This window comes from Streptomyces sp. CRN 30, assembly GCF_034105845.1.
This window is the reverse complement of the sequence record NZ_JAVRHI010000267.1, coordinates 15,113-28,781: the sequence shown is the minus strand read 5'-3', so window position 1 is coordinate 28,781 and position 13,669 is coordinate 15,113. Positions and strand designations below refer to the sequence as shown.

Genomic DNA, 13,669 nt, shown 5'->3' with positions numbered 1-13,669 from the left:
GACGTCAGGAGCCGACGTGACCGAGCTCGCCGCGGTGAAGGCCGCGCTGAAGACCCAGGCTGTCGAGACGCCGTCGTGGGCGTACGGGAACTCGGGCACCCGGTTCAAGGTGTTCGCGCAGGCCGGCGTGCCGCGCACCCCGTTCGAGAAGCTCGACGACGCGGCCAAGGTGCACGAGTTCACGGGTGTCGCCCCGACCGTGGCGCTGCACATCCCGTGGGACAAGGTCGACGACTACGCCGCGCTGGCCAAGCACGCCGAGGAGCGCGGGGTGAAGATCGGCGCCGTCAACTCCAACACCTTCCAGGACGACTCCTACAAGCTGGGCAGCGTCTGCCACCCCGACGCGGCGGTGCGCCGCAAGGCGGTGGACCACCTCCTTGAGTGCGTCGACATCATGGACGCCACGGGGTCGAAGGACCTGAAGCTGTGGTTCGCCGACGGGACGAACTACCCCGGCCAGGACGACATCCGGGGCCGGCAGGACCGGCTGGCCGAGGCGCTGGCCGAGGTGTACGGGCGGCTCGGCGACGACCAGCGGATGCTCCTTGAGTACAAGCTCTTCGAGCCCGCCTTCTACACCACGGACGTGCCGGACTGGGGCACGGCGTACGCGCACACCCTGAAGCTGGGCGAGAAGGCGCAGGTCGTGGTGGACACCGGGCACCACGCGCCGGGCACCAACATCGAGTTCATCGTCGCGACGCTGCTGCGCGAGGGGAAGCTCGGCGGGTTCGACTTCAACTCGCGGTTCTACGCGGACGACGACCTGATGGTCGGCGCGGCCGATCCGTTCCAGCTCTTCCGGATCATGTACGAGGTGGTGCGCGGGGGCGGGTTCACCGCCGACGTGGCGTTCATGCTGGACCAGTGCCACAACATCGAGGCGAAGATCCCCGCGATCATCCGGTCGGTGATGAACGTGCAGGAGGCCACGGCGAAGGCGCTGCTCGTGGACCGCGAGGCGCTGGCCGCCGCGCAGGCCGCGGAGGACGTGCTGGAGGCCAACGGCGTGCTGATGGACGCGTACGACACGGACGTGCGTCCGCTGCTGCGCGAGGTGCGTGAGGAGATGGGGCTTGACCCCGAGCCGATGAAGGCGTACCGGGCGTCCGGGTGGGCCGAGAAGGTCGTCGCCGAGCGGGTCGGCGGGGAGCAGGCCGGGTGGGGTGCGTGAGCACCGGCCTGGTTGCGCACCATCGCGGGCCGCGGGTCCGTTGTGGTCGAGCGCGCCCACGCGGCGGTAGCCGCACATGAATACGGCCCCGCGCCCTTGCGGGGCGCTTCACCTCCCCTCTTTCTGAAAAGGAATGAACAGACATGGCAGCCCATCCCGAAGCCGAGGCTCTGCTCGCCCGCTCCCACCGGCTCGGTTCCGATCCCCGTAACACCAACTACGCCGGCGGCAACACCTCCGCCAAGGGCACCGCCACCGATCCCGTCACCGGGGGTGAGGTGGAGCTGATGTGGGTCAAGGGGTCCGGGGGCGACCTCGGTACGCTCACCGAGGCGGGTCTTGCCGTACTGCGGCTGGACCGGATGCGGGCGCTCACGGACGTCTACCCGGGGGTCGAGCGCGAGGACGAGATGGTCGCCGCGTTCGACTACTGCCTGCACGGCAAGGGCGGGGCCGCGCCGTCCATCGACACCGCGATGCACGGTCTGGTGGAGGCCGCGCACGTCGACCACCTGCACCCCGACTCCGGGATCGCGCTGGCCTGCGCGGCGGACGGCGAGAAGCTGACCGCCGAGTGCTTCGGCTCCACCGTGGTGTGGGTGCCCTGGCGGCGGCCCGGTTTCCAGCTGGGCCTGGACATCGCCGCCGTGAAGGCGGCCAATCCGCGGGCGATCGGGTGTGTCCTCGGCGGACACGGCATCACCGCCTGGGGCGACACGAGCGAGGAGTGCGAGCGGAACTCGCTGCACATCATCCGCACCGCCGAGAAGTTCCTGGAGGAGCGGGGGAAGGCCGAGCCGTTCGGGCCCCTCGTCGACGGTTACGGGGCGCTGCCCGAGGGCGAGCGGCGGGAGCGGGCCGCGGCCCTCGCGCCGTACGTCCGCGCGATCGCCTCGAAGGACCGGGCGCAGGTCGGGCACTTCACCGACTCCGACGTGGTGCTGGACTTCCTCGCGCGGGACGGGCACCCGCGGCTGGCGGCGCTCGGCACCTCCTGCCCCGACCACTTCCTGCGCACCAAGGTCCGGCCGCTCGTCCTCGACGTGGCGCCCGGCGCCCCGCTGGAGGAGGCCGTCGCGCGGCTTCGGGAACTGCACGCCGAGTACCGGGCGGAGTACGCCGCCTACTACGAGCGGCACGCCGAGCCGGACTCCCCCGCGATGCGCGGCGCCGACCCGGCGATCGTCCTGGTGCCGGGCGTGGGCATGTTCAGCTTCGGCAAGGACAAGCAGACCGCGCGGGTGGCCGGCGAGTTCTACGTCAACGCGATCAACGTGATGCGCGGGGCCGAGGCGGTCTCCGCGTACGCGCCGATCGAGGAGTCGGAGAAGTTCCGCATCGAGTACTGGGCCCTTGAGGAGGCCAAGCTCCAGCGGATGCCGAAGCCCAAGCCGCTGGCGACCCGGGTGGCGCTGGTGACGGGGGCGGGCAGCGGGATCGGCAAGGCCATCGCCCACCGGCTGGCCGGCGAGGGCGCGTGCGTCGTGATCGCCGACCTGAACGGGGAGAACGCCGCCGCGGTCGCCGAGGAGCTGGGCGGCCCGGACAAGGCCGTCGCCGTCACCGTGGACGTGACCGACGAGGAGCAGATCGCCGCCGCGTTCCGCGCCGCCGCCCTCGCCTTCGGCGGGGTGGACCTGGTCGTCAACAACGCCGGCATCTCCATCTCCAAGCCGCTCCTGGAGACCTCCGCCAAGGACTGGGACCTCCAGCACGACATCATGGCGCGCGGTTCGTTCCTGGTGTCGCGGGAGGCGGCCCGGGTGATGATCGCGCAGAAGCTGGGCGGCGACATCGTCTACATCGCCTCCAAGAACGCCGTGTTCGCCGGTCCGAACAACATCGCCTACTCCGCCACCAAGGCCGACCAGGCCCACCAGGTGCGGCTGCTCGCCGCCGAGCTGGGCGAGCACGGCATCCGCGTCAACGGGGTCAACCCCGACGGCGTGGTGCGGGGTTCGGGGATCTTCGCCGGTGGCTGGGGCGCCCAGCGCGCGGCCGTGTACGGGGTGGAGGAGGAGAAGCTGGGCGAGTTCTACGCGCAGCGGACCATCCTCAAGCGCGAGGTGCTGCCCGAGCACGTGGCCAACGCCGTGTTCGCGCTGACCGGCGGGGAGCTGACCCACACCACCGGCCTGCACGTCCCGGTCGACGCCGGCGTCGCCGCCGCGTTCCTGCGATGAGCGCGGACACCACCTCGTACGCCGCGGTCGACCTCGGCGCGTCCAGCGGACGCGTCATGGTCGGCCGCGTCGGCCCCGGCACCCTGGAGCTGACCGAGGCGCACCGCTTCCCCAACCGGCCGGTGCGTGTGCCGGAGGGGCTGCGCTGGGACGTCCTCGGGCTGTACGCCGGGGTGCTGGACGGGCTGCGGGCGGCCGGGCAGGTGGCCTCCGTCGGCGTGGACAGCTGGGCCGTGGACTACGGCCTGCTGGACGCCGACGGAGCACTGCTCGGCAACCCGGTGCACTACCGCGACGCCCGTACCGAGGGTGTCGCGGAGAAGGTGTGGGCGACCGTGCCGGCCGCCGAACTGTACGCGGCGACCGGGCTCCAGTACGCCCCGTTCAACACCCTGTACCAGCTGACGGCGGCCCGTTCGACGGCCCAACTGGCGCAGGCACGGCGGGCGTTGCTGATCCCGGACCTGCTGACGTACTGGCTCACCGGTGAGCAGGGCACGGAGCTGACCAACGCCTCCACCACCCAGCTGATCGACCCGCGCACCCGGGACTGGGCGTACGGTCTCGCCGAGCGGCTCGGTGTCGACCTCGGGCTGTTCCCGCCGCTGCGGCTGCCGGGCGACCCGGCGGGGGTGCTGCGGCCGGAGGTGCTGGCGGAGACGGGCCTGACGGGGCCGGTCCCGGTGACGGCGGTCGGCTCGCACGACACCGCATCCGCGGTGGCCGCCGTGCCCGCGGCCGACGAGCGGTTCGCCTACATCTGCACCGGCACCTGGTCGCTGGCCGGCCTGGAGCTGACCGCGCCGGTGCTGACCGAGGAGAGCCGCGCCGCGAACTTCACCAACGAGCTGGGCCTGGACGGCACGGTCCGCTACCTGCACAACATCATGGGCCTGTGGCTGCTCCAGGAGTGCGTACGGGACTGGGGCGGCCCGGACCTGGGCGAGCTGCTGCGGGCGGCGGCCGAGGTACCTCAGCTGCGGTCGGTGGTGGACGCGGGGGACGCGGCGTTCCTCGCGCCGGGCCGGATGCCGGAGCGGATCGCCGCGGCGTGCCGCGCCTCGGGACAGCCGGTCCCGGAGACCCCCGCCGAGGTGACCCGCTGCATCCTGGACTCCCTCGCCCTCGCGCACCGGACGGCGGTCGAGGACGCGCAGCGGCTGGCCGGGCATCCGGTCGACGTCGTGCACGTCGTCGGCGGCGGGGCGCGCAACGCGCTGCTGTGCCAGCTCACCGCGGACGCCTGCGGGCTGCCGGTGGTGGCGGGCCCGGCGGAGGCCGCCGCGCTCGGCAACGTCCTGGTGCAGGCCCGCGCGGACGGGCACGTCGGTGATCTCGCCGGTATGCGCGACCTGCTGGTGCGCACCCAGCGTCCGGTCCGCTACGAGCCGCGCGGCGGTGCCGCGCGCTGGCGGGCCGCCGCGGCCCGGCTCGCCGTCCGGTGACCGGGGGCTCCCCGGCGCCCGCGCCGCCCACTACCCTGCACTCGTCCGATGATCGACCCGAAGGAGCCGCGATGCGTGTCGCCCTGTTCCTGACCTGCGTCAATGACACGCTCTATCCGGACACGGGCCGTGCCGTGGTGAGACTGCTGACCAGACTGGGCGTCGATGTCGACTTCCCGGCCGGGCAGACCTGTTGCGGACAGGCGCACTACAACACCGGTTACCGGCACGAGGCGGAGCCGCTGGCCCGGCACTTCTCCGATGTCTTCGGGGAGTACGACGCGATCGTGACGCCGTCGGGCTCCTGCGGGGCCATGGTGCGGGAACTCTATCCGCGAATGGGTGAGCGGGCCCGTGCCGAGGGGCGCGGGGAGAGCCTCGCGGCGACGCTGGCGCCGGTGGTGCCGAAGACGTACGAGCTGACGGAGTTCCTCGTGGACGTGCTGGGGGTGACGGACGTCGGGGCGTACTACCCGCACACGGTGACCTACCACCCGACCTGCCACGGGCTGCGCAGCCTCGGGCTGGGCGACCGGCCGCGGCGGCTGCTGACCGCCGTGAAGGGCCTCGACCTGGTCGAACTGCCCGGCGCGGAGGAGTGCTGCGGGTTCGGCGGCACGTTCGCGGTGAAGAACTCCGACGTCTCGCTGGCGATGGGCACCGACAAGGTGCGCAACGCGGAGTCGACGGGCGCGGAGGTGCTGTGCGCGGCCGACAACTCGTGCCTGATGCACATCGGCGGCACCATGGCGCGGCTGCGCACCGGTATGCGGCCGGTGCACATCGCGGAGATCCTGGCGAGCACGGAGGAGGAACCGGCGGTATGAGCGGCACGTTCGTAGGGATGCCGGCCTTCCCGAAGGCCGCGCACGACGCGGTACGGAACACCACCCTGCGCGGCAATCTGCGCCACGCCACGCACACCATCCGCGCCAAGCGGGCGAAGGCCGTGGCGGAGGTCGAGGACTGGGCGGCGCTGCGGGAGGCCGGCAAGCGCATCAAGGACCACACGCTGCGCCACCTGGACCGGTATCTGGAGCAGGTGGAGGAGGCGGTGACGGCGGCGGGCGGCGTCGTCCACTGGGCGGCCGACGCCGACGAGGCCAACGCCCTGGTCACCCGGCTGGTCCAGGAGACCGGCGAGACGGAGGTCGTCAAGGTCAAGTCGATGGCCACCCAGGAGATCGGGCTGAACGAGGCCCTCGCCGAGGCGGGCATCAACGCCTACGAGACCGATCTCGCCGAGCTGATCGTGCAGTTGGGCAAGGACCGGCCGTCGCACATCCTGGTCCCGGCGATCCACCGCAACCGCGGGGAGATCCGGGACATCTTCGAGCGGGAGATGGGCGAGTGGGGCCGCCCGGCGCCCGAGGGCCTCACCGACACCCCCGCCGAACTCGCGGAGGCGGCCCGGCTGCACCTGCGGGAGAAGTTCCTGCGGGCCAAGGTCGGCATCTCCGGCGCCAACTTCATGGTCGCCGAGACCGGCACGCTGGTGGTCGTGGAGTCCGAGGGCAACGGGCGGATGTGCCTGACCCTGCCGGAGACGCTGATCTCCGTGGTCGGCATCGAGAAAACCGTGCCGACCTGGCAGGACCTGGAGGTGTTCCTCCAGACCCTCCCCCGCTCCTCGACGGCCGAGCGGATGAACCCGTACACGTCCACCTGGACCGGCACGACGGACGGCGACGGCCCCCGCGTCTTCCATCTCGTCCTGCTCGACAACGGCCGTACCGACACCCTCGCCGACGAGGTCGGCCGGCAGGCGCTGCGCTGCATCCGCTGCTCGGCCTGTCTCAACGTGTGCCCGGTGTACGAGCGGGCCGGCGGGCACGCCTACGGCTCGGTGTACCCGGGCCCGATCGGCGCGATCCTCAGCCCCCAGCTCCGCGGCACGGGCAGCGAGATCGACGCCTCCCTCCCCTACGCCTCCTCGCTGTGCGGCGCCTGTTACGAGGTGTGCCCGGTCGCCATCGACATCCCCGAGGTGCTGGTGCACCTGCGGGAGCGGGTGGTGCAGGGCGGTCCGGCGGTCCGGCGCGGCAACAAGGTGCTGCTGAAGCCGGCCAAGGGGCACGCCGCCGAGCGGGCCGCGATGCGGGCCGCGCAGTGGGCGTTCACCCGTCCGGGAGCGCTGCGCGCGGGCCAGCGGCTGGCGTCGCGCACCCGGCGCTTCCACCCGCGCACCCTGCCGGGGCCGGGCAGGGCGTGGACCGGCGGCCGGGAGCTGCCGGCGGTGCCGGCGGAACCGTTCCGCGACTGGTGGCAGCGGACGAACGGCGGGAAGGACGGCGCGAAGTGAGCAGCAGGGACAGGGTATTGGCCCGGGTGCGCCGCGCCCTGGCGGACGTACCACGGGACGACGGCACACCTTACGAACAGGCGCTGGACCGGGACTACCTGCGCGAGCACGGGGCGCGGAGCACGGCGGAGACAGTGGAACTGCTCGCCGAGAACCTGGCGGACTACCGGGCGGTCGTGCACCGCTGCGACGAGGCCGGGCTCCCGTCCCTGATCGCCGGCGTGCTCAGCGCGCGCGGCTCGGCGTCGGTGGTCGTGCCACCGGGGCTGGACGAGGGGTGGCTCGCGGACACCGACGTCACCCGGGTCGCGGACGAGGCGGACACCACGGCGCACGGACTGGACCGGGTGGACAGCGTGGTCACCGGCTGCGCGGTCGCCGTCGCCGAGACCGGCACCATCGTCCTGGACGGCTCCCCCGACCAGGGCCGCCGTCGCATCACCCTCGTACCGGACCACCACGTGTGTGTCGTGCGCGTCCCCTCCCAGGTGGTCTCCTCGGTCCCCCTGGCCCTGGAACGCCTGGACCCCGCCCGCCCGCTGACCTGGATCTCCGGCCCGTCCGCGACCAGCGACATCGAACTGGACCGGGTGGAGGGCGTACACGGCCCGCGCACCCTGGAGGTGGTCCTGGTCACGTCCGCGTGAGCGGCACCCGCCGCACCCGCCGGTGTCACTGGGTACACCCCCCGATACGGGTTCTGCGCCCACTGCGCCGCCCCCGTGCCGCCCCTTAGCGTCGTCGGCGAGGCACAGGGGGTGCCGTACGGGAGGTGGTGGCGATGTCCTCGGAGGCGTTGCGGCTGGTGAAGGTCAGGAAGACGTACGGCGGCGGGGACGGCGCCGTGACCGCGCTGGACGGGGTGACGCTGGGGCTGGAACAGGGCACGTTCACCGCGGTGATGGGGCCGTCGGGGTCGGGCAAGTCGACGCTGCTCCAGTGCGCGGCGGGGCTGGACCGGCCGGACAGCGGGATCGTGCGGGTGGACGGCACGGAGCTGACGGGCGGCGGTGAGGCGGAGCTGACGAAGTTCCGGCGGGGGCGGGTCGGGTTCGTCTTCCAGCAGTACAACCTGCTGGAGACGCTGACCGTCGCGCAGAACACGGTGCTGCCGCTGAAGCTGGCCGGTCGGCGGGTGGACCGGCGGCGGGCCCGGGAGGTCCTCACCGCGGTCGGGCTCGGCGACCGGCTCGGTCATCGGCCGCACCAGCTGTCCGGTGGTCAGCGCCAGCGCGTGGCGATCGCGCGGGCGCTGGTCACCGAGCCGAAGGTGATCTTCGCGGACGAGCCGACCGGCGCCCTGGACACGCGCAGCGCGCGGCGGGTGCTGGAGCTGCTGCGGGACGCGGTGCAGGTGCACGGCCGGACCGTGGTGATGGTGACGCACGACCCGGTCGCCGCCTCGTACGCGGACGCCGTGGTGTTCCTCGCGGACGGCCGGGTGGCCGGCCGGGCGGACGCGCCGACGGCGGACGCGGTGGCCGAGCGGCTGGCGCACCTGGGCGACGACGTGCGGGCGGGGGTGTGAGCCGTGCTGTCCCTGGCCCTGCGGTCGGTCCGGCACCGGCCCGGACGGTTCCTCGCGACGCTGCTCGCCGCCTTCCTGGGGGCGACGGTGGTCATGACGTTCAACTCGCTGCACGACACGGCGGCGCGGCCCGGGGTGGACCCGGCGAGCGCCGACACCCTCGGCCTGACGGCGGGGGTGGTGGGCGGCTACGGCACTCTGCTGGTGTTCTTCGCGATCGCCTCGACCCTCACGGTCACGGTGCGTCAGCGCGCCGCCGAGCTGGAACTGCTGCGCTGCTCGGGGGCGACACCGGCGCAGCTCGGCCGGATGGTGGTGGGCGAGGCGGTGGCCGTGGCCCTGGCGGGGACGGCGCTGGCGGTCGGTCCGGCCGTGCTCGGCGGGCGCGCGCTGCTCGGCGTCTTCCATGACGGCGGGCAGGTGGCCGGGTCCGTGGAGCACTCCTTCGGGCCGGTCGCCCTGTGGTCCGGTACGGGCGTCACGCTGCTCGCGGCGGCGGGCGCCGCGCTCCTCGCCGTACGGCGGGTGACCCGGCGCGGTCCGCGGCCAACCCGCGCCCGGCGGCGCCTCGCGTACGCGGCGCTGGCCGCGGGGGCCGTGAGCACCTGCTCGACGTTCGCCTTCTCCGCGACGGACGAGGCGCTGATGGCGCCCGCCGCGTACGGGGCGATCCTGCTCTCGGTCGGCTTCGCGCTGCTCGCGGCGCGGCTGTTGACCGCCGTGACGGCCCGGCTGCCGCTGGGCGGGGCGGCCGGCTGGCTCGCGGTGCGCAATCTGCGCGAGCGGGCCGGTCACCTGGCGGGCATCCTGATGTCGCTGATCCTGTTCACGGCGGTGTCCACGGCGACCCTGACCCTGCAGTCCGTGGAGAGCGACGCCGTCGCCGCGTCGGGCCGGGTGAAGACGGTCGACGCCAAGAACATGGAGACGCTGAACCTCACGGTGGTCGGCATCATCGCGGTGTTCGTCTGCCTGATGCTGGTCAACTCGCTGTACGCGGCGACGACGTACCGCTCCGGCGAGTTCGGCCGGCAGCGCCTCGCGGGCGCGACGCCCGGTCAGGTGCTCGGCACGGTGGGGGCGGAGGGCGCGCTGCTCACGGTGGTGGGGGTGCTGTTCGGGACGCTCGCCGCGCTGGCCGGGGTGGTGCCGTTCACGGTGGTGCGCACCGACGAGGTGGTCCCGGACGCGTTCCTCGGCACGGGGCTCGCCATGGCGGCGGTCGCGGCCGCGGTGACGCTGGGGACGAGCCTGGCGACGGCCCGGCGGGTGCTGCGGGTACCGGCGGTGGCGGCGGTCGCGTCCACCGCCTGAACGCCCGGCCGAAGGCGCCAGGGCCGGCCCTCGCGGCGCCGGCCCTTCACCGTCCTGTCCGCGGTGCCGGGGCGGCCGCCCCTGCCGCGTCCGGCCGTGCTCGTAGCGGATCAGGGACACCTCGGTGTCCGGGGGCGGCCCGGTGCCCCGGTCAGCGGCAGCCCGGCCGCGAGGAGCGGTCGGCCCGGGAGGTCGGCACCACGCCCGGACCCTGGTGCCACCGGGCACGTCCCTCAGCCGGGGCCCGAGCCGCCCATACGTCGCCCGCTTGGACGAGGCCAGTCCGCCCGGTGGCTATCGGACCTTCCAGTGGTTCGACACGGCGCTCCACGGCGGCCTCGCCCTCGCGCTCACCGTCGCCACGCCGCTGCTGCGCCGCGGCCTCCCGGGCCCCGGCGCACACGTACCGCCTCCTGTGTGATCACCACCTCCCTTCCGCACGTTTCACCGCTTTTGAGTTTTTTGTCTGCTTAGCATGCATGGTCCGCGCCGCCCCTACGAGAGGACCCCAGATGGCGTTTCCGGGCCGTCCCAGAGCCCTGGCCGAGCATGCCTACTCCCCGCACGACGCCGTACTGGGCACCGCCGCCCGGCACCTAGGCCGCCGGCGTTTCCTCACCGTCACCGCGGCCGCCGCGGCGCTCGCCTTCTCCACCAACCTGCCGGCCCGCGGCGCCGTCGCCGCACGCGAACTGGACGCCGCCCGGATCGGCTCCGACCCCTTCACCCTCGGCGTCGCCTCCGGCGATCCGCTGCCGGACTCCGTGCTGCTGTGGACCCGGCTCGCACCCGAGCCGTTCGCCGAGGACGGCGGACTCGGCCAGCAGCGGGTGACGGTGGAGTGGGAGGTCGCCTACGACGAGTACTTCGGCGTCGTGGTCAGCAAGGGCACGGCCCTGGCCTATCCGGAGTACAGCCACAGCGTCCACGTCGACGTCAAGGGCCTCGATCCGGGCACCGAGTACCACTACCGCTTCCGCGCCGGCTCCCACATCAGCCCGGTCGGCCGCACCCGCACCGCGCCCGCGGAGACCGACGCCCCCGCCTCCCTCCGGCTCGCCGCGGTCGCCTGCCAGGCCTACCAGGACGGCTACTACACGGTGCACAAGCACCTCGCCGAGGAGGACGTCGACGTGGTGTTCCACCTCGGCGACTACCTCTACGAGTACGCGGTGAACTCGGCGGGCGGCGAGCGCGGCTACACCGACATCACCCTGCCCGACGTCTTCAACCGCGAGACGATGACCCTCGCCGACTACCGGCTGCGCTACGCCCTGTACAAGAGCGACGAGGACCTCCAGGCCGCACACGCCGCGCACCCGTTCGTCGTCACCTGGGACGACCACGAGACCGAGAACAACTACGCCGGACCGGTCCCCGAGAACGACGTCCCGCAGGACCAGTTCCTGGCCCGCCGGGCCGCCGCCTACCGCGCCTACTGGGAGCACCAGCCGCTGCGCTCCGCCCAGCTGCCGCAGGGCCCCGACGCCCAGCTGTACCGCCGGCTGCACTGGGGCACCCTCGCCCAGTTCGACATCCTCGACACCCGCCAGTACCGGTCCGACCAGGCCTACGACGACCGGCCGCACGCGCCCGGCACGGAGTCCGACGACCCGGCGCGCACCATGACCGGCGCCGCCCAGGAGAAGTGGCTGCTGGACGGCTGGCAGTCCTCCGGCGCGCTGTGGAACGTGACGCCCCAGCAGGTGACGTTCTCGCAGCGCAAGTTCGGTCTGACCGCCGATGCCACGATGTCCATGGACGCCTGGGACGGCTACCGCGCCTCCCGTGGCCGCCTCGTCGCCGGGGCCAGGGCCGCGGGCGTGGACAACTGGCTGATCCTCACCGGTGACGTGCACGTCGCCTACGCCTTCGACGTCAAGGAGAACTTCGACGACCCGGACTCCACCACCGTGGGCACGGAGCTGACCTGCACCTCCGTGGCCAGCGGCAAGGACGGCGCGGAGAAGCCCGACAACTGGGACACGTACATGAAGGCCAACCCGCACATGAAGTTCTACGACGGCAGGCGCGGTCTCGCCTGTGTGGAGATCGGGCGGCAGTCCGCGCGGCTGGACTTCAAGACCGTCTCCGCCATCTCGCAGCCGGGCGCCGCCCTCACCACCGCCGCTTCCTTCGTCACCGAGGTCGGCGCGCAGGGACTGAAGCCGGCGTGACCCGCCGGGCGGGCCGCAGTACTGCACTTGGCACCCGTCGGCGTCCCCCAAAGCGCGAACCAGGCGCGCGCCCGGCATCGAACGGGACGGATCGGGCTAGGGCTAGCACTTCCTCACCCTTCTCTAGGAGGCACATCGCATGGTCGGCAGACACGCCACGGGACGCCGTAGCGCCGTGGTCACCGCGCTCGGCGCCCTCGTCCTGACCGCCGTCCCCTCGGCCGCCGCGGCCGGGCCGCCGCCCGCCCCGGGCCCGCTGCCCACCGCCGCGCAGACCCTCGGCGCCGACCGCCCGTCGGCGGAGGTGCTGCGCGCGCTCGGCCGCGACCTGAGGCTGACGCCGGACCAGGCGTCGGCGCGGCTGGTCAACGAGGCCGAGGCGGGCACCCGCGCCGGCCGGCTCCGCACCACCCTCGGCACCCACTACGCCGGTGCCTGGGTCAGCGGCACGACGTCCGCGCGGCTCACCGTCGCCACCACCGACGCCTCGCACGTCGCGGCGATCCGCGCGCAGGGCGCCGAGGCGACGGTCGTCGAGCGGACCCTGTCCGACCTCACGACCGTCAAGGAGCGCCTGGACGCCGCCGCCCGCCGGGTCAGCACCCCCGACACGCCGGTCTGGTACGTCGACCTGCCCTCCAACAAGGTCGTCGTGCAGGCCACCGAGAAGAAGGCCGCCGACTCCTTCGTCAGGGCCGCGGGTCTCGACACCAAGGACGTCGGGGTGCGGGTCTCGGAGAACCGGCCGCGGGTCCTGGCGGACATCGTCGGCGGCGAGGCGTACTTCATCGACGACAAGGCCCGCTGCTCGATCGGGTTCTCCGTCACCAAGGGCGCGGAGCAGGGCTTCGCGTCGGCCGGGCACTGCGGCAAGCCGGGCGCGAAGACCGCCGGCGCCGACAAGGCCGCGCAGGGCGAGTTCAAGGCGTCCACCTTCCCGAGCAAGGACATGTCGTGGGTGGGGGTGAACGAGAGCTGGACCGCCACCCCGGACGTGAAGGGCGAGGACGACAAGAAGGTGCAGGTCGCCGGGTCGGTGCAGGCGCTCGTCGGGGCGTCGGTGTGCCGCTCGGGCTCCACCACCGGCTGGCACTGCGGGACCATCGAGCAGCACGACGCCAGCGTCAGCTACGCGGAGGGCACCGTCGACGGCCTCACCCAGACCACGGTGTGCGCCGAACCAGGTGACTCCGGCGGCCCGTTCGTCGCGGGCGCGCAGGCGCAGGGCGTCACCTCCGGCGGTTCGGGTGACTGCACCAACGGCGGTACGACGTTCTTCCAGCCGGTCAACCCGATCCTGGAGGAGTTCGGCCTCACGCTGAAGACGACGGACACGCAGGCCACGCTGCCCGCCCCGGCGGACGAGGGCGTGGCGAACGGCTGGCGCTCCGGCCGCGTCTACCAGGCGGGTTCCACGGTCAGCTACGGCGGTGTGCGCTACACGTGTCTCCAGAACCACCAGGCGCAGGTCGCCTGGTCGCCGGAGGGGACCCCGGCGCTGTGGCAGCAGCTGTGACACGGGACTGAACGGGGAACGGCGTCC

General features: G+C 73.2%; 11 protein-coding genes. All 11 read left to right on the top strand.

The genetic code is table 11. The features are described from left to right. Window positions 1-16: 16 nt before the first annotated feature. The 11 genes from rhaI (at window position 17) to UW392_RS28505 (ending at window position 13,642) form a co-directional block, all read left to right on the top strand. Entirely contained in the window at window positions 17-1,177 is a 1,161-nt protein-coding gene (rhaI, locus tag UW392_RS28555) for an L-rhamnose isomerase (protein ID WP_320778008.1), read from the top strand. Between the two features lie 143 nt (window positions 1,178-1,320). Continuing rightward, the gene (locus UW392_RS28550) at window positions 1,321-3,360 is read left to right on the top strand and encodes a bifunctional aldolase/short-chain dehydrogenase (protein ID WP_320778007.1); all 2,040 of its coding nucleotides are present in this window, start codon (window positions 1,321-1,323) and stop codon (window positions 3,358-3,360) included. Next, window positions 3,357-4,805 carry a rhamnulokinase family protein gene (locus UW392_RS28545; RefSeq protein ID WP_320778006.1) on the top strand — a complete coding sequence of 483 codons (1,449 nt, stop codon included), beginning with the start codon at window positions 3,357-3,359 and terminating at the stop codon, window positions 4,803-4,805. The genes UW392_RS28550 and UW392_RS28545 overlap by 4 nt, the downstream gene beginning before the upstream one ends. Before the next feature lie 71 nt (window positions 4,806-4,876). Next, the gene (locus tag UW392_RS28540) at window positions 4,877-5,632 is read left to right on the top strand and encodes a (Fe-S)-binding protein (protein WP_320778005.1); all 756 of its coding nucleotides are present in this window, start codon (window positions 4,877-4,879) and stop codon (window positions 5,630-5,632) included. Beyond that, the gene (locus tag UW392_RS28535) at window positions 5,629-7,107 is read left to right on the top strand and encodes a lactate utilization protein B (protein WP_320778004.1); all 1,479 of its coding nucleotides are present in this window, start codon (window positions 5,629-5,631) and stop codon (window positions 7,105-7,107) included. Before UW392_RS28540 ends, UW392_RS28535 begins: the two co-directional genes overlap by 4 nt. Beyond that, the gene (locus UW392_RS28530; RefSeq protein WP_320778003.1) at window positions 7,104-7,754 is read left to right on the top strand and encodes a LutC/YkgG family protein; all 651 of its coding nucleotides are present in this window, start codon (window positions 7,104-7,106) and stop codon (window positions 7,752-7,754) included. Before UW392_RS28535 ends, UW392_RS28530 begins: the two co-directional genes overlap by 4 nt. Window positions 7,755-7,888: 134 nt before the next feature. Beyond that, window positions 7,889-8,635 (top strand): ABC transporter ATP-binding protein, encoded by a 747-nt coding sequence (locus UW392_RS28525; RefSeq protein ID WP_320778002.1) that lies wholly within the window; start codon window positions 7,889-7,891, stop codon window positions 8,633-8,635. 3 nt (window positions 8,636-8,638) lie between these two features. Beyond that, window positions 8,639-9,949, top strand: coding sequence for an FtsX-like permease family protein (locus UW392_RS28520; protein ID WP_320778001.1), 1,311 nt, complete (start codon window positions 8,639-8,641; stop codon window positions 9,947-9,949). Between the two features lie 268 nt (window positions 9,950-10,217). Continuing rightward, window positions 10,218-10,370 (top strand): hypothetical protein, encoded by a 153-nt coding sequence (locus tag UW392_RS28515; protein ID WP_320778000.1) that lies wholly within the window; start codon window positions 10,218-10,220, stop codon window positions 10,368-10,370. 91 nt (window positions 10,371-10,461) lie between these two features. After that, window positions 10,462-12,126 (top strand): alkaline phosphatase D family protein, encoded by a 1,665-nt coding sequence (locus tag UW392_RS28510; protein ID WP_320777999.1) that lies wholly within the window; start codon window positions 10,462-10,464, stop codon window positions 12,124-12,126. Between the two features lie 139 nt (window positions 12,127-12,265). After that, a complete protein-coding gene (locus UW392_RS28505; protein ID WP_320777998.1) occupies window positions 12,266-13,642 on the top strand; it encodes an alpha-lytic protease prodomain-containing protein in 1,377 nt (458 codons plus the stop codon). Window positions 13,643-13,669: the final 27 nt, after the last annotated feature.